This window comes from Streptomyces sp. NPDC006332, assembly GCF_040612855.1.
Classification (GTDB): Bacteria; Actinomycetota; Actinomycetes; order Streptomycetales; family Streptomycetaceae; genus Streptomyces.
In genome coordinates, this window is record NZ_JBEXRA010000031.1 from 86,411 (window position 1) to 112,946 (window position 26,536).

19 protein-coding genes are annotated in these 26,536 nt (G+C 71.1%); 8 read left to right on the forward strand and 11 right to left on the reverse strand.

The genetic code is table 11. The annotated features are described in order from the left end of the window. Positions 1–16: 16 nt before the first annotated feature. The 3 genes from ABZ027_RS26170 to ABZ027_RS26180 form a co-directional block, all read right to left on the reverse strand. On the reverse strand, positions 17–469 hold the full coding sequence (locus ABZ027_RS26170; protein WP_356772391.1) for a hypothetical protein: 453 nt from the start codon (positions 467–469) through the stop codon (positions 17–19). A 41-nt stretch (positions 470–510) separates the two neighbouring features. Beyond that, positions 511–3,948, reverse strand: a complete 3,438-nt coding sequence (locus tag ABZ027_RS26175; protein WP_356772393.1) for a glycosyl hydrolase — start codon at positions 3,946–3,948, stop codon at positions 511–513. Positions 3,949–4,044: 96 nt separating this feature from the next. Continuing rightward, positions 4,045–6,630 (reverse strand): beta-L-arabinofuranosidase domain-containing protein, encoded by a 2,586-nt coding sequence (locus ABZ027_RS26180; RefSeq protein ID WP_356772395.1) that lies wholly within the window; start codon positions 6,628–6,630, stop codon positions 4,045–4,047. A 324-nt stretch (positions 6,631–6,954) separates the two neighbouring features. On the opposite strand from ABZ027_RS26180, the gene ABZ027_RS26185 reads away from it, so the two are divergent. Continuing rightward, the gene (locus ABZ027_RS26185; protein WP_356772397.1) at positions 6,955–10,176 is read left to right on the forward strand and encodes an alpha-L-rhamnosidase; all 3,222 of its coding nucleotides are present in this window, start codon (positions 6,955–6,957) and stop codon (positions 10,174–10,176) included. 88 nt (positions 10,177–10,264) lie between these two features. Here ABZ027_RS26185 and ABZ027_RS26190 read toward each other — a convergent pair whose 3' ends face one another. Then, a complete protein-coding gene (locus tag ABZ027_RS26190; RefSeq protein WP_356772399.1) occupies positions 10,265–11,878 on the reverse strand; it encodes an MFS transporter in 1,614 nt (537 codons plus the stop codon). 127 nt (positions 11,879–12,005) lie between these two features. On the opposite strand from ABZ027_RS26190, the gene ABZ027_RS26195 reads away from it, so the two are divergent. Beyond that, entirely contained in the window at positions 12,006–12,443 is a 438-nt protein-coding gene (locus ABZ027_RS26195) for a VOC family protein (protein ID WP_356772401.1), read from the forward strand. On the opposite strand, the gene ABZ027_RS26200 is transcribed toward ABZ027_RS26195, so the two are convergent. Next, the gene (locus ABZ027_RS26200) at positions 12,429–13,448 is read right to left on the reverse strand and encodes an aldo/keto reductase (protein WP_356772403.1); all 1,020 of its coding nucleotides are present in this window, start codon (positions 13,446–13,448) and stop codon (positions 12,429–12,431) included. The two genes, ABZ027_RS26195 and ABZ027_RS26200, sit on opposite strands and share 15 nt — an antisense overlap. A 155-nt stretch (positions 13,449–13,603) precedes the next feature. On the opposite strand from ABZ027_RS26200, the gene ABZ027_RS26205 reads away from it, so the two are divergent. Beyond that, a complete protein-coding gene (locus ABZ027_RS26205; protein ID WP_356772405.1) occupies positions 13,604–14,191 on the forward strand; it encodes a helix-turn-helix domain-containing protein in 588 nt (195 codons plus the stop codon). 15 nt (positions 14,192–14,206) lie between these two features. Here ABZ027_RS26205 and ABZ027_RS26210 read toward each other — a convergent pair whose 3' ends face one another. From ABZ027_RS26210 to ABZ027_RS26225, 4 genes are all read right to left on the reverse strand, one after another. Then, positions 14,207–14,806 (reverse strand): DinB family protein, encoded by a 600-nt coding sequence (locus ABZ027_RS26210; RefSeq protein ID WP_356772407.1) that lies wholly within the window; start codon positions 14,804–14,806, stop codon positions 14,207–14,209. Positions 14,807–14,930: 124 nt separating this feature from the next. Continuing rightward, positions 14,931–16,259 (reverse strand): enolase C-terminal domain-like protein, encoded by a 1,329-nt coding sequence (locus ABZ027_RS26215; RefSeq protein ID WP_356772409.1) that lies wholly within the window; start codon positions 16,257–16,259, stop codon positions 14,931–14,933. Positions 16,260–16,297: 38 nt separating this feature from the next. After that, on the reverse strand, positions 16,298–17,635 hold the full coding sequence (locus ABZ027_RS26220) for a gluconate:H+ symporter (RefSeq protein ID WP_356772411.1): 1,338 nt from the start codon (positions 17,633–17,635) through the stop codon (positions 16,298–16,300). A gap of 128 nt (positions 17,636–17,763) precedes the next feature. Further along, positions 17,764–18,723 carry a 5-dehydro-4-deoxyglucarate dehydratase gene (locus ABZ027_RS26225; RefSeq protein ID WP_356772413.1) on the reverse strand — a complete coding sequence of 320 codons (960 nt, stop codon included), beginning with the start codon at positions 18,721–18,723 and terminating at the stop codon, positions 17,764–17,766. Between the two features lie 106 nt (positions 18,724–18,829). Between ABZ027_RS26225 and ABZ027_RS26230 the strand changes: the two genes are divergently transcribed. Next, positions 18,830–19,615 carry an IclR family transcriptional regulator gene (locus tag ABZ027_RS26230; RefSeq protein ID WP_356772415.1) on the forward strand — a complete coding sequence of 262 codons (786 nt, stop codon included), beginning with the start codon at positions 18,830–18,832 and terminating at the stop codon, positions 19,613–19,615. Positions 19,616–19,782: 167 nt separating this feature from the next. Here the strand turns inward: ABZ027_RS26230 and ABZ027_RS26235 are convergent, their stop codons facing one another. Both ABZ027_RS26235 and ABZ027_RS26240 read right to left on the reverse strand, forming a co-directional pair. Further along, positions 19,783–20,262: a hypothetical protein gene (locus ABZ027_RS26235; RefSeq protein ID WP_356772417.1), complete on the reverse strand. Its 480-nt coding sequence runs from the start codon at positions 20,260–20,262 to the stop codon at positions 19,783–19,785. A gap of 136 nt (positions 20,263–20,398) precedes the next feature. Then, positions 20,399–21,319, reverse strand: coding sequence for an NAD(P)-dependent oxidoreductase (locus tag ABZ027_RS26240; RefSeq protein WP_356772419.1), 921 nt, complete (start codon positions 21,317–21,319; stop codon positions 20,399–20,401). 457 nt (positions 21,320–21,776) lie between these two features. On the opposite strand from ABZ027_RS26240, the gene ABZ027_RS26245 reads away from it, so the two are divergent. From ABZ027_RS26245 to ABZ027_RS26260, 4 genes are all read left to right on the forward strand, one after another. Then, the gene (locus tag ABZ027_RS26245) at positions 21,777–22,478 is read left to right on the forward strand and encodes a ThuA domain-containing protein (RefSeq protein WP_356772421.1); all 702 of its coding nucleotides are present in this window, start codon (positions 21,777–21,779) and stop codon (positions 22,476–22,478) included. Then, positions 22,463–23,578 (forward strand): Gfo/Idh/MocA family oxidoreductase, encoded by a 1,116-nt coding sequence (locus tag ABZ027_RS26250; RefSeq protein ID WP_356772423.1) that lies wholly within the window; start codon positions 22,463–22,465, stop codon positions 23,576–23,578. The genes ABZ027_RS26245 and ABZ027_RS26250 overlap by 16 nt, the downstream gene beginning before the upstream one ends. 195 nt (positions 23,579–23,773) lie before the next feature. Continuing rightward, positions 23,774–24,457, forward strand: coding sequence for a GAF and ANTAR domain-containing protein (locus ABZ027_RS26255; protein ID WP_356772425.1), 684 nt, complete (start codon positions 23,774–23,776; stop codon positions 24,455–24,457). Between the two features lie 326 nt (positions 24,458–24,783). Next, the gene (locus tag ABZ027_RS26260; RefSeq protein ID WP_356772426.1) at positions 24,784–26,442 is read left to right on the forward strand and encodes an FAD-dependent monooxygenase; all 1,659 of its coding nucleotides are present in this window, start codon (positions 24,784–24,786) and stop codon (positions 26,440–26,442) included. Positions 26,443–26,536: the final 94 nt, after the last annotated feature.

The following is a 26,536-nucleotide window of genomic DNA, read 5'->3' on the forward strand; positions in this document are numbered from 1 at the left end:
CCCCGCTCACCGCGCGTCAAGAAGCAGGGTGAGGCTCATGGTGTCCGGTACCCGCTGATGGGCCCGGCAGGCGGCGTCGAGCGGAAGGTCCAACGACCCGAACCGACCTGCCGAGCGGGCGGCCGGCGTACGTCGTCTCCGGTACGGCGGAGGTGACCTTGCCGGAGTCCCACAGGTCGGGCCGACCCGAGCGCAGGCGCTCGGGTGAGGTGGCCGCCTGGACGCGGTAGGCGCTCTGCAGGGCGCCCGGGGTGCGGGCGGTGGTGTTCCAGCTGAGTACCGGGGTGGTGTCGTCGATGCCGAGCGCCTCATCCAGGTGCTGGGTCCGCAGGTGGGCGGGGGTGAGCGCGTGGGTGGTCGCGGCGGTGGCCTGGACGCTGCCGGACACGGCGGTGACGAAGGCGGTCACCGCGGCGGGCAGCATCAGGGCGAGGCGTCGGCGTCCGACGCGCGGTCTTGATCTGGGCATGGAAGTCCTTCGCGGAGGGATTCCTGGGGGCGGGCGGCTCGTCAGACGCGGTCCAGTGCGGCGGTGACGCGGCGCCTGAAACGCAGGGTGACCGGGCCGAGCAGACCGGACGGCAGGGGCTTGTTGCGTTCGTTGGAGAGGGTGTTGGAGACCCGCACGGCGAGGCGGTTGCGTCCCGGGACGAGCAGGCCGGTGACGTCCGTGACGAACGGCGCCCACAACAGCGGGGGCGTGGCCCTTCCGTTGACGACCACGCCGGCCACGTCCCGTACGTCGCCGAGGTCGAGCAGCACCCGCCGGCCGTCCAGGACGGCGCGGTCCACGTCGACCTCGGTGGTGTAGGTGCCGCTGCCGGAGAACAGCGGCGCGTGCCCGGTCCAGCTGCCGAGCGGGCCGGTGACCGGGGTGTCCCCGTCGCGGTCCAGGGTGAGGGTCCAGTCGCCGGTGACGGGGACCGGGGTGAGCGGGTCGCCGACGCGGACCGTGCCCCGGTAGGCGCGGCCGGAGTCGGTGCCGGTGAGCCGGTGGATGCCGGGAGACCCGGTCTCGACGGTGGCGCGCAGACCGCGGCCGTGCCGTTCGACGGAGCGGACGTGGAGGGTGGCGTCCGTCAGGTGGGGGCCCACCGACGCGCCCTCACGCACGACGACGATCCGGGTCTCGTACGGCGCGAAGGCGAGCGGCAGGTGCAGTCCGCGCCTGCTCGTCCGGTGGACGGGAGCCGGAGCCATCTCGCCGGTCGCGGGGTCCCACAGCTCGGGGGCGCCCTGGGCGGGCAGGACCGCCGTGGTCGTCACCGCGGTGGCGCTCTCGTTGTTGAACAGGAAGACGGTGTCCTTGCCCCGGGTGACCCGCAGGGCCCGGATCGTCTCTCGGGCGGGTTCGAGGACGGCCGCCGCGGCCCCCGCGTCGTGGGCGGCGGCGCCGAGGCCCGCCACGTCGGCGACGCGCACCGCGCGTCCCCGGCCGCGGGCGCGGCTCGCGGGCACGGTGTCGCCGAACAGGTCGTGCAGGGCGCGGCTGAGGGAGCGGTCGTTGCCGTCGGACTCGTCGGCGGGCAACGCGCCCACCGCGACGACGGCCCCGCCGGCCCGGACGAACGTGTCCAGGACGCGGACGGTCGCCGTGTCCAGGACCGGGGTGAACGGCAGTACGACGAGGTCGTAGCGGGCGGCTCCCACGGCGAGGCGTCCGGACCGTACCCGCGCGTGGGCCAGCAGCTCCGGGTCGCCCGTCAGGGCACCCTCGTGGAGGAGGTCGAAGTCGACCTGGGCGCGTTCCAGCGCGTAGGCGGCGTCGGCGAGGGCGCCGTCGACCTCGCCCTGCCGGACGGTGCCCGTCCACTGTTCGGCGGCTCGCTGCGGCTGGAGGATCGCCGTGCGGGCCGCGGACGTGCCCCGGCCGGCTTCCATGATCCGCCCGATCCACTCGGCGAGCGGGCGCATGGTCCACCACCACGGCGCCCTGGGGCCGAAGGGCGGCGGGAAGTAGACGACGGCCTCGTCGGTCCACAGCGCGTGCAGGACCGTCAGATTGACCCCGCGGGCGGCCTGCGCGCCGACGGTCGCGTGCACGAAGCCGGGCGTGACCTGCCAGCCCATGTTGCCGAACATCTCCATCAGGGCCCGCTCCCGGCCCATCTGGTGAGCGACCGAGACCGGGTTGCGCGGCAGCATGGTCTGCTGCCCGGGCACGTACTCGGCGGTGATGATGGCGCCGCCGGGGATCTGCGCCCACTGGTTGACCTTGTGCAGGTCGCCGGTGGTGGGGACGCGCTTGGCGGGGGCGGCCTCGTCGTAGAGCGGGTTGGTGATGAGTTCGACGCCCCGCTCCTCGCACCAGCGGGCCTGCGCGCGGAAGTAGCGGGCGAACCGGTTGGAGACGGCCTGCCAGTAGCGTCCGCGGGCGACCCGGCCGGTGCGGCCCAGGTCGTCGAAGGCGCAGGCGTAGGCAACCCCGGGCTCGACGCCCACCGCGCGCAGTGCCGCGTCGAGCGTGGGTGACCAGGGAAGTCGCTTGAAGTGGGCCTCGGCGGAGGCGAAGAACGGCTCGTCGTCCCAGAAGCCGGGGATCACGGTCGAGAAGTAGCGGCGGAACCGGCGGTAGTACTCGCCGGGGACGATGTCCAGGAACAGTCGCACGGGCTCGTCGTCGAGCAGGTCCACGTAACTGCGGCTGTAGCCCTGGCTGTCGTCGGTCAGCGGGACCCCGCCGAACAGGTCGATCTGCCAACGACCAGCGGGAACCTCCCAGACGCCGTCCCCGGTGAGCCGCCTGGTCAGGTCGATGACGTCGGACGCGTCCGTGGCGCCGGCCGGACGGGCCGCGGCGGCGACGGCCCGGACGCCGAGGGTCGCCCGCTCGGGGAAGTCGCCCGCGCCGGCCGCGTCCTCGAATGTGGTCGCGTACAGCGTGGTGCCGTCCGCCGCGGTGACGGTGAGGCTGTCCCACAGGCCGCGTTCGTCGCCGACCGCGCGTACCCCGACACCGCCGGACGGGTGGCGGTCGTCCTCGACGGTGCCCTTGGCGCGGCCGTCGAGGGTGACCGAGAGGGTGCCGCCGCGGACGGTGACGGTGAGGGCGTGGTACTTGGTCTTGTTGAAGCCGTCGGTGCGGGTGCTGCGCAGCAGTTCGACGGGGTCAAGGCCGCGGGTCAGGCGCCGCACGGTGACGACGCCGGTCTGGTCGAAGGTGACCGCGTAGCCGTCGAGGGCGTCGGCGGAGGCGCGGACCACCAGCCCGGCGGCGGTGTGGTCCGCTTTGGCGCTCGCGGTGACGGTGAGGTCGCTCCAGTGTTCGCTGCCGCGCAGGACGGTGGCCCCGTCGAGGAGCGCGGCGTCGGCGACCAGGTGTCCGGCCTCCACGCCCACGCCGGTGCTGTGGCGCAGGTCGGCGCGGGCGGGGCCCTCGATCACCGTGGTGGAGCGCCACAGGGCCTTGAGGCGCAGGTCGGGGCGGGGTTCGTAGACGCGGGAGCCGACCGTGCCGCCCTTGACGATGTACTCGCCGGCCCGGCCGCTGGGGAAGTGGTCGTCGTTGAACAGCCAGACACGCATGCCGGTGCGTTCCGCGGTGCGCAGGACGTGCTCGACGATGTCGAACCATTCCTCGGTGAAGAAGACGGGCCGCATCGCGTCGTTGTCGAAGGAGAAGAGGATCACCTCGTACATGCCCTTGTCCCGCAGGTCCGCGAGTTGCCGGTCGACGAGTTCCGGGGTGACGGGTCCGTTCCAGTACCAGTAGACGGTGGGGCGGCTGGTCCTGGGCGGATCGGTGAAGCGGTGCGCGGTGAGGGCGGCGGGCGCCGTGTCCGGTGCGGAGGACCGGGGCGTGGCGGAGGCGGGCGGCACGGCGAGGCCGAGGGCGGGGAGTCCCGCGGCGGCGCCGACGCTCGCGGCGGCTACGAACCCGCGTCTGGACAGGGGGACTTGAGGGACGGGGCGGGAGTCGGAGGGGTGGGCGGGGATGGTGTCGGACATGCGTGAGCTCCTGCGGGGTGCGGCGTGCGGGCGTGGCCGTCACGTGCCGTGGTGTGACGTGACGGGAAAGGGGGCGAGTGCCGAGGGGGGCGAAGCTCAGTCGGCGGCCAGGCGGGCCACTTCGGAGGCGGACAGGGCCCTGTTGTGCACCCGGAGGTCGCGCACGGCTCCGCGCAGGTAGGGGTGGGTGCTGTTCTGGGAGCGTCCGAGGTAGCTGCGGGTGGTCACGCCGAGCAGCAGGGGACTGGCGACCATGGCGGCGTTGCGGCCCGTCTCGGTGCCGTCGAGGTAGAGCACCCCGGTGCCGCCACCCAGGGTGAGGGCCACATGTGTCCAACGGCCCACGGCCAGGGGGCCGTTCGCGTCGATGAAGTCCTCCCGCGCCATTCCCGCGATCTTCAGTGCGGCACGGGCGCGTCCCGCTCCCGTGGTGGCGGCGAGGAAGAGGTAGGTGTCCTTGTGGTAGCCGAAGTCGAAGACGCGTGCCGAGGCGGCGAGGCTGTCGACCCGGACCCTTACGCTGATCGTCAGTTCGTCCAGGCCGCTCAACAGGCCTGAGGGCAGGGCGAGATGGCCGCCCTTCCCGTCCAGTGACACGGCGGGACCGGTGCCGTCGTCCGCCCAGGCGGCGCCTGCGGACAGGGCCGCGGCGGGGAACGCGCCGGTGGTGTCGGCGGCGGCGGTGCCGGTTGACTCGTCCAACGGGTAGCGTGCGATGTCCCGTTCGCGGCCTCGGGGCGGAGTCACCGCCCAGTAGACGTTGTAGCGCTGGTGGTGCACCTCGTGGAACGGCCGCAGTGCCACGGCACGGCCGTCGGCGAGCGCGGTGAACTGTGTGGACGTGCCGGGGACGGGCCGCAGCGACCGCGGGCGGATCGTCGGCAGCGTGGCGAGATCGGTGTCGCCGTACTGCCCCGACAGCACCAGGGGGCCGTATGACAGCGATGTCACCTGGGGGTTGTCCGGGGCCGGGGTCCATACCGGCTCGCGCGGGAGGATCAGTTCGACCGTGTCGCCGGTGTGCCAGGTCCGCTCGACCGTGGCGTACGTGCCGGGACGGAGCCGGGTGGTGACGGCGTGGCCGTTGACCTTCAGTAGGGCGGGGCGTCCGGTGTCCGCCACCCAGGCCGGGATCCTGATCCGCATGACGAAGCGTCCCCGCCCGGCGATGACGGTGAGCCTTGTGTGCCCCTCCACCGGGTACCGCGTCTGCTGACGAATCGTCACACCAGCGCGTGAGTACCGCACTTCGGACGGGATGAACAGGTTCACGTACAGGGCCGGCGACCGCGGGGCGGCGGAGCGGAAGTAGACCGAGTCGGCGAACTTGGTGTGGGTCTCCAGTCCCGTGCCGTGGTCGCAGGAGAAGTTGTCGTAGTCACCGCTGTAGCTGCCCGGGTCCGAGCCGAGACCGCCCTTGGGTTCCCGCCGCGAGCCCGCCCACAGGCCGGTGTAGTAGGTGACGAACCCGTGCGCGGAGCCGGGGTCCTGCTCCGCCAGCATCTGGTTGTAGAGCGTCCACTCGTAGTGGTCCATGAACTCCGCCCGGTCCGGGCGGTGCAGGAAGAGGTGGCGCCCCAGTTTCAGCATGTTGTAGCTGTTGCAGTTCTCGCAGGTGACCTCCGAGAGCCGGCCGGCGATCTCGTCGGGCGGTCCGAAGAGTTCCTGGTTGGAGTTGCCTCCGATGGCGTACGAGTGGTGGCGTACGACGGTGGTCCAGAAGGTGTCCGCGATGTCCAGGTAGCGCCGCTCCCCCGTCGCCTCGAAGGACGGCACCGCCCCGACGATCTTGGCGATCTCGGTGTTGGCGTGCCGTCCGGCGAGTTCGTCACGGCCGGCGGGGAGCGGCGCGTACAGCTCCTCGTGGTCGAAGCGGCGGGCGGTGCGCAGATGTGCCGGATCGCCCGTCTCCTGGTGGAGCCGGGTCAGTACCTCGTTCATGCCGCCGAACTCCACCCTGAGCAGGCTCTGCATGTGCTCGTACGACAGGGGGCCGGTGCGGGCGTCGGCCCACGCGGCCACCTTCCGCAGGACCTCCAGGGCTTCGCGGTTGCCGCTGAGCCGGTACTGGTCCAGCAGCCCGGCCATGATCTTGTGCAGCGTGTAGTAGGGAGCCCAGGGTTTCCCCCCTGCCTCCAGCTGGTCGAAGACCGACTCGGGGAACGCGGAGAGGTAGCCGCGGGTGAAGCCGGCCGCCGGAGCGGCCCGCTGACACTCGGCGAGCGCCGAGACCAGTGCCCGGCCCTTGTCGGCGTACGCCCGGTCCCCGGTGTTGGCGTGCGCCTGGGCCAGGGCGCTGAGCAGATGTCCGGTGGTGTGCCCGCGTAACTGGACGTCGGGTGCCTCCCAGCCGCCGCAGGGTTGCGCCGAGGACGGCAGGCCGACGGTCAGGCGGAAGGTGTGCAGCAGCCGGTCGATGTCGACGAAGAGCAGATAGGCGCAGGTGCGGCGCATGTTGGCGAGGAAGGGACTGTCCAGGAGCCGGACCTCGGACAGCTCGAAGGCAGCCAGGGCGGGTCTGGTTCCGCGCCCCTCGGCCCAGGGGCGGGCGGCGTCGCGCGGGGTGGCGCGGGCAGCCGCGGCGGGTCCCACTGCGGTGACGGCCGCCGCCGTCGTGGCGGCCGTGCCGGTGCGGAGGATCTGACGGCGGGACGGACCGGAGGTTTCGCGTGGCGCTGGCAACGTGCGGGGCTCCGTTCGGGGTGGGCGGGACAGCACGAAACGGTCAGCCACACCCCGGCACCGACGGGCGGAGTGCTGCGCCGCACTGGATTGAATCGTTTTACGGTGCAGCCGCAGACGCTAAGCTCGCCCATGACAAGCGTCAAGGCTTCGGCCCGAACCCATGAACCAAGCGCATCACCCCGAACCGCTTCAGGAGCGCGAGTCGGCCGGGAGTGCCGTTCGTTGACGGATAAAGTCCCGCACACTCCTTGACCCTCATCCCACGCGCCCCTACGTTTCACGGCCATGAATCGATTCATCATTTCTGTGTGAGGGGTCGTAGTGATCAGTAGGAGGAACATCCTCGCGGCGGCGGCGACGGCTGCGGCCACAACGGTGGCCGCCACGGCCGCCGACACCGGCTCAGCGGCGGCCGCGTCACCTTCCGCGCCGGCCCCGGCGGGTGGGCGACGCGGCGCCCTGCGCGTCGCCGCTCCGACCGTGGAGTACGTTCGGCACCCCCTGGGCCTCGACGCACCACGCCCGCGACTGAGCTGGCCGATGACCTCGGACAAGCGGGGCGCGCGACAGAGCGCCTACCAGATCCGCGTCGCCACCAGCGCGTCAGGGCTGTCGCGTCCGGATGTCTGGGACAGCGGAAAGGTCAGCTCCGACGAGTCCGTCCTCGTTCCCTACGCGGGCCCCGGGCTGAAGCCTCGGACCCGCTACTTCTGGTCCGTACGGGTATGGGACGCCGCGGACAACGCCTCCGCCTGGAGCGAGGCCGCGTGGTGGGAGACCGGCCTCATGGACGCCGCGCAGTGGTCCGCCGCATGGGTGTCCGTCCCTGCGGCCCTCACCGACGCGCCCTCGCTCGAGGGCAGTGCGTGGATCTGGTTCCCCGAGGGCGACCCGACCGTCAGCGCGCCCGCGGCCACCCGTTGGTTCCGTCGCACCGCCGATCTTCCCGAGGGCATCACGGCCGCGACCCTGGCCCTCACCGCCGACAACGTCTACTCCGTCTCCGTGAACGGCACCGAGGTGGCCCGCACCGACCTCGCGACCGACCGCGACGGCTGGCGCAGACCGGCCGTCGTCGACGTCCTCGCTCAGGTACGTTCCGGCAGGAACGTCCTCGGGGTCTCGGCGACCAACGCGACCGTGGGACCGGCCGGCCTGATCGCCGTCCTCACCGTCCGCACGGCGTCCGGCGAGGTGCGGGTCATCACCGACGCCTCCTGGAAGTCGACGGACCATGAACCTGCCGCGGACTGGCGCGAGGCCGACTTCGACGACGGCGGCTGGCCCGCGGCGAAGGTGGCGGCCACGTGGGGGGCCGGCCCCTGGGGGAAGGTCGTCCCGGCGCTGTTCGCCGCCAACCAGCTGCGGCACGAGTTCAGACTCCCCCGCAAGAAGGTGGCCCGGGCCCGCCTGTACGCCACGGCTCTCGGCCTGTACGAAGCGCACCTCAACGGCCACCGCGTGGGCCGCGATCAGCTCGCCCCCGGCTGGACCGACTACCGCGAACGGGTGCAGTACCAGACGTACGACGTCACCGCGCTGCTTCGGCCCGGGGCCAACGCCATCGGCGCGTACCTGGCGCCCGGCTGGTACGCGGGCAACGTCGGCATGTTCGGGCCCCACCAGTACGGCGAACGCCCGGCGCTGCTGGCGCAGTTGGAGGTGGAGTACACCGACGGGACGGGTGAGCGCATCACCTCCGGCAGCGACTGGCGGGCCGCCTCCGGACCGATCGTCTCCGCCGACCTGCTGAGCGGCGAGACGTACGACGCGCGCGGGGAGACCGCCGGCTGGAGCGAACCCGGCTTCGACGACCGGGCCTGGCTCGACGTCCGCGCCGCGGGCGAGGCGGCTCCCCGGCAGATCGTCGCGCAGGTCGACGGACCGGTCCGGGTGGCCGAGGAGATCCCGGCCAGGAAGGTCACCGAACCCAGCCCGGGCGTCTTCGTCTTCGACCTCGGTCAGAACATGGTCGGCTCGGTACGGCTGCGGGTCTCGGGCGCCGCGGGAACCACCGTCCGGCTGCGGCACGCCGAGGTCCTCAACCCGGACGGCACCCTGTACACGGCGAATCTGCGCACCGCCGCGGCCACCGACACCTACACCCTCAAGGGCGGCGGCGAGGAGACGTACGAGCCGCGCTTCACCTTCCACGGCTTCCGCTACGTCGAGGTGACCGGATTCCCCGGCACCCCCTCGGCGAAGGCGGTGACCGGCCGCGCCATGCATACGTCCGCGCCCTTCACCTTCGAGTTCGAGACCGATGTCCCGATGCTCAACAAGCTGCACCGGAACATCACTTGGGGTCAGCGCGGCAACTTCCTGTCCATCCCGACGGACACACCGGCGCGCGACGAGCGCCTGGGGTGGACGGGCGACATCAACGTCTTCGCGCCCACGGCCGCTTACTCGATGGAGTCGGCCCGCTTCCTCACCAAGTGGCTCGTGGACCTGCGCGACGCGCAGACCCCGCAGGGAGCTTTCACCGACGTGGCGCCCGATGTCGGCGCCCTTGGCAACGGTGTCGCCGGATGGGGCGACGCCGGCGTCACCGTCCCCTGGGCCCTGTACCAGGCGTACGGCGACCGGCAAGTACTGGAGGACGCCTGGCCGTCCATCCGGACCTGGCTGACGTACCTGGAGGAGAACAGCACCGACCTGCTGCGACCGGCCGCCGGGTACGGCGACTGGCTGAACATCTCCGACGAGACACCCAAGGACGTCGTCGCCACCGCCTACTTCGCGCACAGCGCCGACCTCGCGGCGAGGATCGCCCAGGAGCTCGACCAGTCCCCCGCACCCTTCCTCGACCTCTTCGAACGCGTCCGCGAGGCGTTCCGGAGCGCCTATGTCACGGCCGCCGGCCGGGTGAAGGGTGACACCCAGACGGCCTATGTCCTCGCCCTGTCGATGCACCTCTTGCCCGACGCGCTGCGGAAGGCGGCGGCCGACCGTCTCGTCGCGCTGATCGAGGCCAGGGGCTGGCACCTGTCGACGGGATTCCTCGGGACGCCCCGGCTGCTGCCCGTCCTCACCGACACCGGCCACAACGACGTCGCCTACCGGCTGCTCCAGCAACGCTCCTTCCCCAGCTGGGGCTACCAGATCGACAAGGGCGCCACCACGATGTGGGAACGCTGGGACTCCATCCAGCCCGACGGCGCCTTCCAGACCCCGGACATGAACTCCTTCAACCACTACGCCTACGGCTCGGTGGGTGAGTGGATGTACACGAACATCGCCGGCATCTCGGCGGGACGCCCCGGCTACCGCGAGATCGTCATCCGTCCCCGCCCCGGCGGCGATGTCACCTCCGCCCGCGCCACGTTCACCTCGGTCCACGGTCCGATCTCCACGCAGTGGCGGCAGAAGTCCGGCGGCTTCGTCCTCAGCTGCGCCGTGCCGCCCAACACGACCGCCGAGGTATGGATCCCCGCGGACGCTCCGGACGCGGTCACCCACACCGACGCGACCTTCCTGCGCCAGGAGGAGGGCTGCGTGGTGTACCGGGTCGGTTCCGGCCGCCACCGCTTCACCGCGTAACGCGCGCACGCCGGCCGGCCCGCGGCACGCGACCAGCGGGCCGGCCGGCGGTGTGCGTGCGCGCCTCGCGGTGAGCCGTCGGAGGCCGTCACCGGTCCGCCGGCACGCTGCTGGGTGCCGGCGCCTCGTCCGTGACCCGCGTCCCGGGATGCGCGAGCGCGCACAGGAATCCGATGCCGAGCGCGATGGCCATGCCGTAGAACACCCACTGGTTGGCCTCCGCGAAGTCCGTCCGGATGGCGTTCATCGAGTCACGCATCACCGTCGCGACGGGTCCCTGCCCGGTCGGGGTCTGCGCGTCCGGGTTGCCGGTCACCGCCTCGGTGATGTCACGTGCGGCCTCTGTCGCCGGGCCGTGGGGCGCTCCCCTGGCCTCAAGTGTCTCGGCGACCCTGTCGGTGCTGACATGCGTCAGGACTGTGCTGAACACCGCGAGGCCGACGGCCGCCGCGAAGTTGCGCACGGTCTGGGTGATGCCGGTGACCTCGCCGTAGGAGGCATTGAGGGAGCGGTTCACGGCGTCCGTGGAGGCGGGCGCGAGCAGGAAGCCGATACCGGCGCCGGCGAGGGCCGCGTAGAGCCACTGGTCGTGCATCGAAAGGTCGGTCAGCTTGCCCGCCCACAGCGCGAATCCGACCGCGCCGAGTGCGGTACCCAGTTTCATCGCGGGACGCGCGCCGCGCTGGTCGAGGATCCGGCCGCCCCACTGGGAGGCGATACCGAAGCCGATGAAGAAGTACAGGAGGTACAGCGCGGCCTGGTTCGGGGATGCACTGAGGCAGACCTGGGCGTAGACGGAGGCGAAGAAGAACACCGGGACGAAGGCGAGCATCGCGAAGAACAGGACGGCCGAGTCGACGCTGAACGCCTTGTCGCGGAAGACCTGGAGCTTGATGAGGGGTTCCTCGACGCGTAGTTCGTACGCGCAGAACACCACCAGCACCGCGAGCCCGCCGAGGATGCAGGCCCAGGTGGCCACGCTGCTCCAGCCCCAGACGGAGGCCTGTTGCAGGCCCAGCACGCTCAGACCCATGCCGGCGGCGACGAGGACGGCGCCGGGAACGTCGAGGCGTTCACGGCGGACCTGGTGGGGGATACGGGCGAGCGCGGTCAGGACCAGGGCGAGGACGGCGACGGGCACGTTGACCCAGAAGATGGCGCGCCAGGTCCAGTCGGTGAGCCAGCCGCCGAGGAGCGGCCCGAGCGCGGTGAGGGCGCCGGACAGACCGAAGAACAAGGCGAGGGCCCGGCCGCGTCGCTCCACCGGGAACACGGCGACGACGACGGCGAGCGCGGCCGGGAACATCACGGCGGCGCCCAGTCCCTGGGTGGCGCGGAAGACGATCAGCCAGCTCTGGGCGAAGCTGTCGTCGGGGACGCAGCCGCACAGCACCGAGGACACGACGAAGATCAGGGTGCCGACCACCATCATCCGACGGTGTCCGAGGATGTCGGCGAGTCGGCCGCCGAGCGCGAAGAAGGCGGCCAGCGCGAGCAGATAGGCGTTCATCACCCACTGCATCCCCGACGCGGACAGGTCGAGCTCGTCCACGATGCTCGGAGCGGCGATGGCGACGATCGTCTGGTCGATGAATGTCATCGACACGGCGAACATGGTCGCTGCGAGAGCCAAGGTCTGGTGGGGCGGAGCGGGGCCGGCGACGGCCACCTCAGGACCAGAACGCCCGTTTATGTCTGGCATACGGGGATTCTCTCCCGTTCTCGGACGGCGCGCACGCCCGAGAAGGGGGGCCTTCGGGCCCCTCCAGGAGCCAGCCCCGCGGCCCGTCCGGTCGGCCGCCTGTCGCCACTCGCGGCACAGTGGAGGTATGAACGCAGACGACAGGAACATTCTGGCCCGGGGGCGCGTGGCCACCAGGCTGCCCGCCCAGGACCTGGACCGGGCGCGCCGTTTCTACGCCGAGCAGCTCGGTCTGGAGCCCGTCGACGAACGGCCCGGTGGGTTGCTGTACCGGTGCGGAGGGACAGATTTCGCCCTGTTCACGTCGACCGGAGCCTCGACCGGCACCTTCACCCAGATGGGGTGGGAGGTCGATGACATCGAGACGGTCGTGGCGGAACTCAAGCGGCGTGGTGTGGTGTTCGAAGAGGTCGACGTTCCCGGGTTCCGAACGAAGGACGGGATCGCCGACATCGACGGGAACTACCCGAGCAAGGGCGCGCGGGGTGAACGCGCCGCCTGGTTCCGTGACAGCGAGGGGAACCTGCTGGGCATCGGCGAACCGGTGCGATCAGCGGCGCCGTAGCGCAGGGTCGAGCAGAGCGGGCGGGGTGTCGAATTTCTCGTGTGGTGCGAGATCGGTGCCGGGGGCGACGATCTCGTCGATGGCGTCGAGCACGTCGGCGGAGAGCACGGTGTCGGCGGCTGCGAGTTGGGAGTGCAGGTGCTCCAGCGTGCGGGGGCCGATGAGCGCGCAGGTCACGGCGGGGTGCGCGGTCACGAATCCGAGCGCGAGCTGGATCATCGTGAGGCCGGCCTCGTCGGCGACCTTGGCCAGCCGCTCGACCGCGTCGAGCCGGGACCGGTTGGCGGGGACGGCGGTGTCGAAACGTTGCGGCATGAACGTGGAGCGGCTGGTGGTGACGTCCCGGCCCTCGCGGATCGCGCCGGACAGCCAGCCCGAGGCCAGCGGGCTCCACACCAGCACGCCGAGCCCGTACTCCTCGGTCACGGGCAGCACGTCGGCCTCGATCCCCCGCTGCAGGATCGAATAGCTGGGCTGTTCGGTGACGTAACGGCTCAGGTGGTTGTCCCGGGCGGCCCACTGCGCCTGCACGATGCGGTACGCCGGGAAGGTCGAGGAGCCGAAGTAGCGGATCTTCCCCGCGCGCTGCAGGTCGGTCAGGGCCGACAGGGTCTCCTCGTCGCTGGTGCGCGGGTCCCACCGGTGGATCTGGTAGAGGTCGACGTGATCGACACCGAGCCGGCGCAGGCTGTTGTCCAGCTCGGTGACCAGCCAACGGCGTGAACTGCCCTGGTGGTTGCGCTCGTCGCCCATCGGCATGTTCGCCTTGGTGGCCAGCACGATGTCGTCGCGGCGTCCGGCGATGGCCTTGCCGACCATCTCTTCGGACTGGCCGTCGCTGTACATGTCGGCGGTGTCGATGACATTGATCCCGCCCTCCAGAGCGGCGTCGACGATGGCGGTGGCGTCGTCCTGGGTGGTGCGCCCGATCGCGCCGAAGTTCATCGCGCCGAGCGCGAGCGAGCTGACCTGTACACCGGTACGGCCCAGGGTGCGGTACTGCATGACCGTTTTCCTCCATGGCGAATGAGACGTGGTGACCACGCATGGCTTGGTTGCCGGGCCCCGCTCTGCCATCATGAGCAAGCGGAACCTCGTTCCGGTAACGATACGGAACGCTGTTCCGCTTTGGCAAGCTCGGCAGTGGAGGCAGTGGCGCGGTGAACGGCAGCGACGAGAACGTGGGGCGAGCGGCCCAGTCGAAGAGGGCGGACGCCCGGCGCAACAAGGAGACCCTGCTCGACGCGGCCGCCGCGGTCTTCGTCAGGTCAGGGGTGGAAGCGCCGGTCCGGGACATCGCGGCCGAGGCGGGCGTCGGGCTGGGCACGATCTACCGCCACTTCCCGACGCGGGCGGATCTCATCATCGCCGTCTACCGGCACCAGGTCGACGCCTGCGCGGAGGCCGGGCCTGAACTGCTGTCGACCAGTGCGACCGCGCACGCCGCACTGGGACAGTGGATCGATCTCTTCGTCGACTTCCTGGTCACCAAACACGGACTCGCCGCCGTGCTGCAGTCCGACAACGCCGGTTTCGAGACGCTGCACGCCTACTTCCTCGACCGCCTCGTGCCCGTGTGCGCCCAACTGCTCGACGCCGCGGCCCGTTCCGGCGAGATCCGCCCCGACCTGGAGGCCTACGAGCTCATGCGCGGCGTCGGCAACCTCTGCATCGGCGCGGACAACGATCCACGCTACGACGCACGTCGGCTGGTCGAGCTCCTCATCGCGGGACTTCGCCGACCGTGAGCCCCGGGGCCGGGATCAGCCGTTGTCCGCTTCCCGCGCGGCGGCCTCCAGGCGACGGTGGTGGGCCGACCACCACGCCTGGTCGCCCGCCGGCATGTTGTCCTTCTCCTTGACCCATCCCACGGACCCGTCGATGAGCTCGCGCACGATGTCCGCGTGGCCGGCGTGGCGGTGGGTGTCGGCGATTACGCGCACCGCGAGGTGGTGGAGCGTCGTCGCTCGTCGTTCCTCCGGCCACCAGGGAACGTGGCCGACCGCGTCGAGCGGCAGCGCCGCGAACGTGCTGTCCGAGTGCTCCCACGCCTGGTGGTAGAGCCCGACGATGTCCTCACGTGACTCGTCCGCCGTGGCCCACATGTCCGCGTTGGGCTCGGCGTCCTCCGTGTACCACCAGGATGGCGGCTCAGCGGTGAAGAACGGCCGTCCGAAGGTGTCGCCGAAGTACCCCAACTCCACGCCCGCGACATGCTTCACCAGCCCCAGGAGATTGGTGCCGGTGGGCGTCAGAGGGCGGCGGATGTCGTACTCCGAGAGCCCGTCGAGCTTCCACACCAGGGCTTCCCGGGCGGCTTGCAGGTAGTGGAGAAGGTCGGCCTTCGCAGGGGATTCGGTCATGCCGGGCAGTCTCGCAGCCCGCACTGACAACCGGGCCCGCGCCGACGTCGCCTCGCCGCACCGAGGGCGCCCCCGCGAGGACCGTCCGTCACGACCTCATCCGGAGACGCCCGAGGGTGCTCGGCTAGCGCACGAGGCAGGGGCGTTTGCTGCTGAACTCCCAACCAGGGACGAGGTATTGCATGCCGGCGGCGTCGTCACGTGCCCCCAGCGCCTTCTCCTGGTACAGGGCGTTGGCCGCCAAGAGTCGGTCCATGTCGAGCTGGACGCCCAGACCCGGGGCGTCCGGTACCGCGATCTCGCCGCCGACGATGCGGGGCGGGGCGGTGGTGAGCCGCTCCAGGCCCTCCTGCCAGATCCAGTGGGTGTCCAGGGCGTTGTACTCGCCCGGGGCCGCGGCTCCGCAGTGCGTGACCATGGCCAGGGAGATGTCGAAGTGGTTGTTGGAGTGGCAGCCCCAGGTGAGTCCCATCGCGTTGCACAGCTGCGCCACGCGTACCGAACCCTGCATGGTCCAGAAATGGGGGTCCGCCAGGGGGATGGAGACCGACTGCAGGGCCAGTGCGTGCGTCATCTGCCGCCAGTCGGTGGCGATCATGTTGGTCGCGGTGGGCAGTCCGGTGGCGCGCCGGAACTCGGCCAGGATCTCCCGCCCCGAGTAGCCGCCCTCGGCCCCGCAGGGGTCCTCCGCGTAGGCGAGTGTGCCGGTCAGGGGCCGACAGAGTTCGATCGCCTCGCTCAGCGACCACGCCCCGTTCGGGTCGAGGGTGATCCGAGCCTGGGGGAAACGGTCCTTGAGGGCCCGTACCGCCTTGACCTCCTCGGCTCCCTCCAGGACACCGCCCTTGAGCTTGAAGTCCTGGAAGCCGTAGAGCTCATGGGCCGCCTCCGCCTGTCGGACGATCGCCTGAGCGGACAGGGCTTCCTCGTGCCGCACGCGGTACCAGTCGACGTCCGAGTCGAGCTCGCGGACGTACTCCAGATCGGTGCGGTCCGGGTCGCCGACGTAGAAGAGGTAGCCCAACACCCGTACGGACGAACGCTGTTGCCCGTCGCCGAGGAGGGCTGCGACCGGCACGTCGAGGTGCTGTCCGAGGAGGTCGAGGAGCGCCGACTCGACGGCTGTGACCGCGTGGACGGTGGTGCGCAGATCGAAGGTCTGGGCCCCGCGTCCGCCGGCGTCGCGGTCGGCGAAGCGGTCCCCGATCGCGCGCAGGACCCGCTTGTAGGCGCCCACCTTTGCGCCGACGACGAGGGACTCCGCGTCGCGCAGCGTCCGCGTGATCTTCTCCCCGCCGGGCACCTCCCCCAGCCCCGTGCGCCCCTCGGAGTCGGTGAGCACCACGACGTTGCGGGTGAAGTAGGGGCCGTGGGCGCCGGAGAGGTTCAGCTCCATGCTGTCCCGGCCGGCGACGGGATAGACGGAGAAGGTGGTGACGGTCGGCTGAGTCATGCTCACAGTCCTTGTGTACGAGGGTGGAGGGGCCGTGGTCAGAGGCTGAGGACGTCGAGGATCCACTCGACGGACAGGACACCGCCGAGACCGAGGACGGCGAGCACGGTCGTATAGCTGGTACGGACCTTGATCGCTTCGATGACGGAGAGGTTGAAGTACTCCTTGAACAGCCAGAACCCGGGGTCGTTGACGTGCGAGCAGGCGATCGATCCGCAGGCGACGGCCAGCACCATCATCTCCGGGTGGACGCCGCCGCCGGCCAGGAGCGGCAGCACCACGCCGGACGCGGTGACGACAGCGACGGTCGCCGAGCCGAGCGCCACGCGCAGGATCACGGCGATGAGCCAGGCGAGGATGATCGGCGAGATGGACCAGCCGTCGGTGGCGTCCTTGATGTAGTCGGAGATCCCGCCTTCGACGAGGACGTTCTTGAAGGCACCGCCGGCGCCGATCACCAGGAGGATCATGGCCATCGCCTGGGCGGCCGAGGTGCAGGAGGCGCTGACGTCGCTCAGGCTCCGGCCGATCCTCGGGCCGAACGCCCAGATCGCCAGGCACAGGGCCAGCATGAGCGCGATCGGCGCCGAGCCTATGAAGGCGACGACGTGCAGGAACGGGCTGTCACCGGAGGTGGTCATGTCGGTCACCGCGGCGGCCACGATCAGCACCACGGGGAACAGTGCCACGAACAGGGACCAGCCCAGGCCGGGCATCTCCTCGTCGGTGAACTCCCGCTCGCTGACGAGGCCCTTGGGGATGGAGGGGTCCATCGCCCTGACGAACGGCAGGCGAGGCCAGGCCAGAGCGATGGCCGCGCCGACCGGGACGGCGATGAACAGGCCGTAGAACAGCGTCAGTCCGGCGGAGGCGTGGAAGGTCGCGGCGACGGCGGTGGGGCCGGGGTGCGGCGGCAGGAAACTGTGCATGGTGGACAGGGCGATAGACATCGGCAGCCCCACCCACAGCAGCTTGGCCCCGGTGACCCTGACCAGGGTGAAGGCTATGGGCACGATGATGATGAAGGCGACCTCGTAGAACATGGTCACGCCGATGAGCATGGAGGTGACCACCATCGCGACCTGCACCCAGCGCGGGCCGAAGGCGTCGAGGAGTCTGCCGGCGATGCGCTGGGCGGCGCCGGAGTCCCCCATGACACGACCGACCATGGCGCCCAGTCCGATGGTGAGCATGGTGTCGCCGATCTGGTCCCCGATGCCCTCGGAGAGGACGTCGGGGATGTCCGCCACCGGTATGCCTCGGACCAGCGCGACGCCGACCGCCACGAGCAGCAGGGCCGCGAACCCGTTCAGTCTCAGCCTGGTCATGAGGAGCAGCAGGATCACAACGCTGATCCCGACTACGAGGAGCGGCATGTCAGTTCCCCTTTGAACTGCGATGGGGTGGCGCACGGGCCCGGTCGTCGGGTCCGTGCGGTCATCGGGTGGTCACAACGGGCATGTGGGGGAGGTACGAGGGACGCCTGCGCGTCGTCGGACGGGGCTCAGACGGGTCGTCGTACGGCACCGACCAGGCTCAGGCCGTGGTCCAGCACCTTCTCCAGGTCGGCGAGGTCGTCCGGGCCGGGGTCGGTGAGCGGCGCGCGGACCGGGCCGACCGGGAGGCCGCGCAGCCGGGCGGCGGCCTTGACCAGCGAGACGGCGTATCCGGGCACCCGGTCCCGCAGTTCGACCAGCGGGATGTAGAACTCGCGCAGGAGCTTGGTCACGCCAGCGTCGTCCCCGTCCCGCAGGGCGGCGAAGAAGGCGTTCGCGATCTCCGGCGCGAAGGCGTGGACGGCTGACGAGTAGGCGGGGACACCGACCGTGGCGTAGGCGCGGGCCTGGATCTCGGCGGTGGCGGCGCCGTTGAAGAACAGGAAGTCCTCGGGGGCGGCGAGCGTGAGGCGCTGGAGCCGGTCGAGGTCGCTGTGGCCGTCCTTGAGGCCGACGACGCCGGGGATCTCAGCGATCCGGCGCAGCCCGTCGGCGCTGAAGGTGACCTGACCGCGCTGGTAGGCGATGAGCGGCAGCCGGGTACCGGCGGCGACCCGGCGCACCTGCTCCACCAGCCCGTCCTGCGGGGCGGTGACCAGGTAGTGGGGCAGCAGCAGCGCGGCGTCCGCGCCGGCGTCCTCGGCGATACGGGCGAACCGCAGCGCCTGCGCCCAGCCGTAACCGATGCCCGCGACCACCGGCAGCCGTCCGTCGGCGACCTCGACCGTCGTCTCGATGACGGCGCGGTACTCGTCCTCGTCCAGCGAGAAGAACTCGCCGGTCCCGCAGGCGGGGAACACCGCGCCGGGCGCGGTGGCCAGCCGGTCGGTCAAGTACGAACGGTACGAGTCCAGGTCGAGGCTGCCGTCGTCACGAAAACTCGTGAGCGGGAAGGACAGCACCCCGCGTGTCATCCCGTCACGGAGCCGTCGGACAGCCTCATCGAACGCCGCGCTGATCCCTGTCATGAACCCTGTCTCTCTATGCAGACGATGTCTACGTATGCAGATGGAGGTTAGATCCATGAACGGGAGGGGTCAATGGGTGTGGGGGCGCGGATTTACGATGGGCGCCATGGAGAGCAGAGGCGTCCGCGGCGTGAAGTCGGCGGCCCGGACCGTCGCACTGCTCGAACTGCTCGCCGCGCGGGGTGAACGGCCCTCACGTCTGGACGAGCTCGCCGAGGACCTGGATGTGCCGCGCAGCAGCATGTACCAGCTGCTCAAGACCCTCGTCGACTGCGGCTGGGTGCGCTCCGACGCCACCGGTTCCCTCTACGGCATCGGCATCCGCGCGCTCCTGACGGGCACCAGCTACCTCGACGGCGACCGGCGTATCCGCACGGTCCGCCCCTATCTCGACGAGGCCTCGGACGCGCTGGGCGAGACGATCCACCTGGCACGGCTCGACGGCTGCGACGTCGTCTACCTCGCCACCCGCGAGTCCCACGAGTACCTGCGTACCATCAGCCGCGTCGGGCGCCGGGTCCCGGCCCACGCCGGCGCCCTCGGCAAGGCTCTGCTCGCCGAGCGCCATGACGACGAACTCCCGTTGCCCGAAGGGGCGTTGGCCGCCCTCACACAGAACACGCACACCAGCCGTGCCGCGCTGCTCGCCGACCTGGCGGGGGTGCGTGAGCGCGGCTACTCCATCGACCGCGAGGAGACCGTGGACGGCATCGCGGGTTTCGGCTTCGCCCTGCGGTACGACACACCGGCCACCGACGCCATCAGCTGCTCGGTCCCGGTGGCCCGGCTCAGCCGGGCACACGAGGTCCGCATCGTGGCCGTCATGCGAGAGGTACGAGCAAGTATCGAGAGCGATCTGCCGCCCGCCACCGGGGCACCCGACTGGCGCTGACACCAGGGGCCGACGCGCCCGTCGGGTGTGGTCAATCGGTCGCGCGGTCACCCGGTCGGCGCCGGACTGCGGCGTCGACCGGGTTCACGACGGGCGCGCACCCACCTGTCGGCGCCTTCCGCGCCCTCAGGAACTTCCGTGTCCGTACGGCCGGTTACGGATAGCCGTCAACGGCCCGCACCACTCGTCGCGTCGGATCGGGCATACGCCTCGCACTTGAGCGGTGCGCCCGCTCCGTCGGTGAGACAGACGGAGACGTAGGCCGCGCCACCCCTGACGTTCGCGGGAACACTGAACGCGATCGGTGCGACCCCGTTGCAGACCGCGCTGCTGCTCCGGACTCCGAGCTCCTTCACGCTCGCGTCGTAGGTGTACACGAACGTCTTGCGGCATCCGCTGGTGCTGACGGCCCGCTGGTTCCCCGAGACACCTACGGAGCGGTCCGTCCAGGTCAGGGTGCCGCGGGTGTAGGTGGCGCCGTACGTGACGTCGAAGGGGTTGGTTGGGAAGGCGGCGGCCCTGGCCGCGTCGGCGGCCGACCCGGCTGGAGTGGAGGGAGCGGCGATGGCGGCCGGAGCGGTGACCCCCATCAGGGCGAGGACCGACGAGGCGGCGGCCGCGAGGACGCGGTGACGCGGTGACGACACAGGACTCTCCTGTCACGCAGAGCGATTGATCGGGCACTGTGAGTTCTGCAAGCAGTGTGCACCAACGCTGCGCCGCCGACATGGCATTCCAGCGGACGCGGGCCGGGTCGGCGTGGCCGCCCGGACCGTCCGCGTGTCATCCGAGGCCGTCCCGGAAGCCCTGCCGCCAGGAGGGATGACGCGGTTCCCAGCCGAGCTCCCGCCTGGCCTTGGCGTTGGAGAAGCCACGCCCCTCGGTCATCATCGCGACCGCCACCTCCCCGGCCAGCAGCCGGGCCAGCCACGCGGGAACCCGCATCGGTGGCTTCGCGCCCGCGCACGCGGCCAGGTGGGGCAGCCACTCGCGGGCCGGGGCGGGCTCGTCGTCGACGATGTTGAACACGCCTCCCGGCCTCTGCTCCACGGCCAGGACGGTGGCGCTCGCCGCGTCGTCGACATGCACCCACGAGCTGTACCCGGCACCACCCCCGACCAGCGGGAACTGCCGCTTGCGCACCAGCTCCAGCTGGTCGTCGGAGGCACCGGGCCCGTAGAGCCCGCCGTACCGCAGGACCGTGCCGCCGGCCCGGACGACCACGTCCTCGACGTGGCTGATCGCCTCCATCACCGGGCGGGCCGACATCCCCGTCATCGGGTCCAGCGGGTCCTGTTCGGTCTTCACCCAGCCGCCCTCGCGGATGCCGTTCCAGCAGGCGTAGCTCTGCGCGACGACATGGGGCATCCCGGTCGCCTCGGCGGCGGCCAGCAGGTGGTCGGTCCCCTCGGTGCGCAGCCGGTTCGTGGTGGCGAACCAGCGGTCCATGTGCCGGAAGTCCGGCTTGCCGACGATGGCGGTCATCTGGTGCACGATCGCTTCCGGCCGGGCCTCGGCCACCGCCGAGCCGACCGACTCGGCGTCCAGTCCGTCCATCACGACAGCGGCGGCACCCAGCCGCTCCAGTGATTCCCGCTTGGCCGCGCTCGTCGTCGTCGCCGTCACCTGGTGGCCCCTGGCCACGAGCTGCGGCACCAGCCGCCGCCCCAGGACCCCGGTCCCGCCTGCCACGAACACCCGCATGACCATCACCTTCCCGACCGCCGAAAAAACTCCTCTCACCACCTAGACGAAACGCCTGCGGGATATGTGACAACTCGAGGGTCCCCCGGACGCCCCGCGCGTGAGGGTGTCACCGGTCAGCGGCCCCCGTCACCGGGCAGCGGCCCCCGTCGCCTGGCCGCGGCCCTGTCGCCGGGCACGGCGCGGGGAGTCGCCGGCAGCGAAACATTTTCGGGGCCGTCACGCTCCGGACGCCAGGGCGAGCGGCCGCTGAGCTGGGGGAACCATTCCCCGGCCGGGGCTTCCCGCGGACCGACGCCCGTCGGCCGACGTCCTGCGGGGTTCGCCGTCCTTGACGGTGCCTGACCTGCTCCTTAGGGTCACTTTGGATCTCGGTTCTTTGTGCGAACACCGTGCATCCAGCAGGACCTGGCAGACGTGGAAACACGTAGGGACTACGCGCCCCGACGGAGAACGTTTGACTGAGCACCGCAGACAAGCCCTGGTCGTCCGCGGCGGCTGGGAAGGCCATCAACCGGTCGAGGCGACCGAGTTGTTCATACCCCATCTGAAGAACCACGGGTACGACGTGCGGGTCGAGGAGTCGCCCGCCGTCTACGCGGACGCCACCTTCATGGCCGGCGTCGACCTGATCGTGCAGTGCGTGACCATGTCGACCATCGAGGCGGCGGAACTGCGCGGCCTGCGCGCCGCGGTCGAGGCGGGCACCGGACTCGCGGGATGGCACGGCGGGATCGCCGACTCCTACCGGGCCAGTTCCGACTACCTGCACCTGATCGGCGGCCAGTTCGCGTGCCACCCGGGCGTGGGGCCGTCGGAACGCACCGGCGAGCAGTCCGACAACTACGTGTCCCACACCATCACCATGCTGCCCGCGGCCGCCGACCACCCCATCACCCACGGCATCGGGGACTTCGACCTCGTCACCGAGCAGTACTGGGTCCTGTGCGACGACTACGTCGACGTCCTGGCCACCACCACCCAGCGGGCGCGGGAGTGGGACCCCTGGAACCGGCCCGTGGTGTCCCCGGCCATCTGGACCAGACAGTGGGGCGAGGGCAGGGTGTTCGTCGCCACTCCCGGGCACGACCTGCCGGTCCTTGAGGACCGCAACGTACGGACCGTCATCGAAAGAGGACTGCTGTGGGCGAGCCGCTGAACGTCGGTGTGATCGGCTGTGGGGTCATCAGCGGCCAGTACCTCGCGAGCTTCGACCGGCTGGCGGCCGTCAACCTGGTGGCCGTCGCGGATCTCGACCCCGCGCGTGCCGCGGCGGTCACCGACGGCCGTGCCGGAGTCCGAGCCGTCACGGTCGCGGAGCTGCTGGCCGCCCCGGACGTCGACCTGGTGGTCAACCTGACCGTCCCGGACGCGCACGACGAGATCGCTCTGCAGGCGATCTCGGCCGGGAAGGGTGTCTACGGCGAGAAACCGCTCGCGTCCACCACCCAGCGGGCGCGTGCCGTTATGGACGCGGCGGCGAAGGCGGGCGTCGTCGTGGGCTGCGCGCCGGACACCGTTCTGGGGACCGGCGTCCAGACCGCCCGCGCGGCGATCGACCGGGGTCTGATCGGCGCTCCCATCGCGGCGACGGCCACCATGGTCGGTCCCGGTCACGAACTGTGGCACCCGAACCCGGACTTCTACTACCAGCCCGGCGGCGGCCCCCTTCTGGACATGGGTCCTTACTACGTGTCCGCCCTGGTCACGTTGCTCGGTCCGGTCGTATCCGTGATCGGAACCTCCAGCCGCACCCGGTCCACCAGGGTCATCGGGTCCGGCCCGCGCAGCGGGGAGGCGATACCGGTCAGCACCGGCACCCATGTCACCGGTGTCCTCACCCACGCGTCCGGTGTGCTGTCGACCCTGGTGATGAGCTTCGACGCGGTCGCCACCAAGTCGGCGAACATCGAGGTGCACGGCGAGACCGGCAGCCTCGCACTCCCCGATCCGAACCACTTCGACGGCGAGGTGCAGTGGCGCCGCCTGCACGGCGAGGGGTGGGAGACCCTTCCCGTGTCCGCCGGGTACCGCGACGCGGGCCGGGGGTACGGGGTCGCCGACCTGGCGTTGACGCCGCCCGGCGTGGAACCGCGGGCCGGAGGGGCCCTCGCGTACCACGTGCTGGACATCATGGAGTCCGTCCTCGGCTCCGCGGCCGACGACCGGCGCGTGCGTGTCACGAGCACGGCGGAGCGGCCTGCGCCCGTGCACCTCCAGTCGCTGGGCCCCGACGCGGCCGGGACCGGCCCCGGCTGACGCGTGCCGTCCCGCGTCCGCGCAGGCGGGCGGGGTGATCCGGTCGCCGCCGCACCTCACCCGGATCCCGCGCCGCCGCCCCGCCCTCCCCCGCTCCCGCCGCCGACCCGTTCGCACGCCACGGCGAGTACGGTCGAGGTGTACGGGTCCGGAGGCGGACTGACGCGATGGGCGACCGAGGCCGGACGGTGACAGATGGAGTGGCGAGAGTTCGCCGAACGGATGGCGGAGCTCGCGCGCGAGCTGCTGTCCAAGGAATCGGTGTCGGAGACCTTGGACGAGATCGCCGATTCGGCGGTGAAGCTGGTCACCGGCTGTGACGCGGCCGGGATCATCGCCGTGCGCAACGGGCACGCCGTGACGCTCGCCGCCTGCGGGGCAGGGGTCCGGGAGAGCGACCGGCTGCAGGGAGAACTGGGCGAGGGACCGTGCTTCGACCTGGCGCGCGGCGCCGCCGCGGAACGGGCGTACCGGATCGAGGACATGACCGATCCGCCACCGACCTGGCCCCGGTTCGCGAAGGCGGCCCGCGACCTCGGGTTCGGCAGCATGACCGGCGTACTCCTCTACACCGACAAGGAGGATTTCGGCGCGCTGAATCTGTACGCACGGCGTCCCGGAGCCTTCACGAAGGAGTTCGAGACGGCCGGCTGGCTGCTGGCCTCGCACGCCGCCGTGGCCCTGTCCAGCGCCCGCACCATCGACCAGCTCGAGCACGCGATGCAGACCCGGCACGGCATCGGCGAAGCCATGGGCATCCTCATGGAACGCCACCAGCTGAGTGAGGACGACGCCTTCAACGTGCTGCGCTCCATCTCCCAGGAGCACAACGTCAAGCTGCGCGACGTCGCCCAACGCGTCCGGGACGACCGTTCCTGACAACTCCGACGGTCGACCGAGCGCCGACCGGGGACGCACGCAGCTCCGGCGGCTACTCGGTGGAGCCGGGCTCTGGGCGGGGCGGCCTTGGTGACCCCGGTGTCCGCGGTGACCCCGGTGTCCGCCATGTCCGTCCGGGCCGCTGGGCGAGCCATCCCATGCCGAGGCCGAGGACAGCGGTCACCGTGGTGACCTCCGTCAACGTCATCTCTCGACCACCGCTGCGACCGGGTGAAGACTGAGCCGCCCTCCACCGTGCGGGGCATACATGAGGGCCCCGGCCGTATCCGGCCGAGTCGGCGGACATGACGCGCTGGAGGCGAGTGATGAACGAAAGAGCCGGTGAGGCCGGCGGCAAGATCCACAAGGTCCCGGTCCTGATCGTCGGCGGCTCCCTGGTGGGGCTGTCGACCTCCCTGTTCCTGGGCCGACTGGGGGTACGGCACACCCTCGTGGAGCGCCATGCCGGCACCTCCATCCACCCCCGGGGGCGGGGCAACAACGTACGCACCATGGAGCTGTACCGCGTGGCCGGCGTCGAGCCGGCGATCCACGAGGCCGCGGCGACGCTGGCCGACAACCACGGCATCCTGCAGACGCCCACCCTGGTCGGTGACGCGGGCGAGTGGCTGTTCCGTGAGATCGATCCGGGCGGCGGACTGGCCCGGTTCAGCCCGAGCGCATGGTGTCTGTGCAGCCAGAACGACCTGGAGCCGGTCCTCCTCGACCGTGCCGCGAGGCTCGGCGGCGACCTGCGGTTCTCCACCGAGATGATGTCGTTCGACAGCGATCCCACCGGTGTCACCGCCATCGTCAAGAGCCGGGAGACCGGTGAGCACACCACCATCCGCGCGGACTACCTGGTCGCTGCCGACGGCCCTCGCAGCCCCGTGCGGGAGCAGCTCGGCATCGGACAGTCCGGCCCCGGCGACCTGTTCCACAACGTCAGCATCACCTTCCGCTCCCGCCGTCTGGCCGATGTGGTGGGCGACCGTCGTTTCATCGTCTGCTACCTGACCAGCCCGGACGCGGACGGCGCCCTGCTGCCGGTGGACAACCGTGAGAACTGGGTCTTCCACGCCCCCTGGCACCCCGAACACGGCGAGAGCATCGAGGAGTTCACCGACCAGCGGTGCGCCGACCACATCCGCCGGGCGGTCGGGGACGCGGACCTCGACGTGGAGATCACCGGCAAGGCTCGTTGGCACGCCGCCCAACGCGTCGCGCGGTCCTACCGGTCAGGCCGCGTCCTGCTCGCCGGGGACTCGGCCCACGAGATGTCCCCCACCGGGGCCTTCGGCTCCAACACCGGTATCCAGGACGCGCACAACCTCGCCTGGAAACTGGCCGCGGTGCTCGACGGCTGGGCGGGTGAGGGGCTGCTGGAGACCTACGACGCCGAACGCCGTCCGGTCGCGGAGGCGACCACCGCCCGCGCGGCCGCCCGGTCCGCCGAGCACAGCCACCCCGGCTTCGCCCCACCGCCCGCTGCCGGTGGCGGCGGGCCTCAGCGCGGCATCCTCAACGTGGCTCTCGGCTACCGCTACCCGAACGGCGCCGTGGTGGGCACCGATCCCCAGGCCGCGGTGGTCCCGGAGAAACTCGCCCTGACCGGGGAACCCGGCAGCCGGGCGCCCCACCTGTGGGTACGGCACCGGGGTGAGCGGATCTCCACCCTCGACCTCTACGAACGGTCCCTGGTCCTGCTCAGCGACGCCGGTGAACCGAACGGGTGGCACGACGGCGCCATCCGGCTCGCGAAGCAGATGTCCGTCCCGCTCACCTCGTACCGGGTGGGAGCGGGGGCCGACGTCGAGCCGGTAACCGAGGACGGCGCGGACTGGCGGGAACGGCACGGCATCTCGTCCGGGGGCGCCGTACTCGTCCGGCCCGACGGGTTCGTGGCCTGGCGATCGCCGGGTGCGGTCCAGGACGCCGAGTCGACGCTGCGTCACGTCCTGACGACCGTTCTGGCACTGACCTGACCTGCTCTCACCGACCCGACCCGGTAGGACGCGTCGACAACCTCGACCTGATGCGCTTCTACGAGGAGCTGGCCCGCAAGCGCTCCTGACGGGC

Bases quoted from the DNA above. Each gene is read 5' to 3' on its own strand.
- ABZ027_RS26170 (WP_356772391.1), bottom strand. From the start codon at position 469: ATGCCCAGATCAAGACCGCGCGTCGGACGCCGACGCCTCGCCCTGATG.
- ABZ027_RS26175 (WP_356772393.1), bottom strand. From the start codon at position 3,948: ATGTCCGACACCATCCCCGCCCACCCCTCCGACTCCCGCCCCGTCCCT.
- ABZ027_RS26190 (WP_356772399.1), bottom strand. From the start codon at position 11,878: ATGCCAGACATAAACGGGCGTTCTGGTCCTGAGGTGGCCGTCGCCGGC.
- ABZ027_RS26195 (WP_356772401.1), top strand. From the start codon at position 12,006: ATGAACGCAGACGACAGGAACATTCTGGCCCGGGGGCGCGTGGCCACC.
- ABZ027_RS26200 (WP_356772403.1), bottom strand. From the start codon at position 13,448: ATGCAGTACCGCACCCTGGGCCGTACCGGTGTACAGGTCAGCTCGCTC.
- ABZ027_RS26210 (WP_356772407.1), bottom strand. From the start codon at position 14,806: ATGACCGAATCCCCTGCGAAGGCCGACCTTCTCCACTACCTGCAAGCC.
- ABZ027_RS26215 (WP_356772409.1), bottom strand. From the start codon at position 16,259: ATGACTCAGCCGACCGTCACCACCTTCTCCGTCTATCCCGTCGCCGGC.
- ABZ027_RS26220 (WP_356772411.1), bottom strand. From the start codon at position 17,635: ATGCCGCTCCTCGTAGTCGGGATCAGCGTTGTGATCCTGCTGCTCCTC.
- ABZ027_RS26225 (WP_356772413.1), bottom strand. From the start codon at position 18,723: ATGACAGGGATCAGCGCGGCGTTCGATGAGGCTGTCCGACGGCTCCGT.
- ABZ027_RS26230 (WP_356772415.1), top strand. From the start codon at position 18,830: ATGGAGAGCAGAGGCGTCCGCGGCGTGAAGTCGGCGGCCCGGACCGTC.
- ABZ027_RS26240 (WP_356772419.1), bottom strand. From the start codon at position 21,319: ATGCGGGTGTTCGTGGCAGGCGGGACCGGGGTCCTGGGGCGGCGGCTG.
- ABZ027_RS26255 (WP_356772425.1), top strand. From the start codon at position 23,774: ATGGAGTGGCGAGAGTTCGCCGAACGGATGGCGGAGCTCGCGCGCGAG.
- ABZ027_RS26260 (WP_356772426.1), top strand. From the start codon at position 24,784: ATGAACGAAAGAGCCGGTGAGGCCGGCGGCAAGATCCACAAGGTCCCG.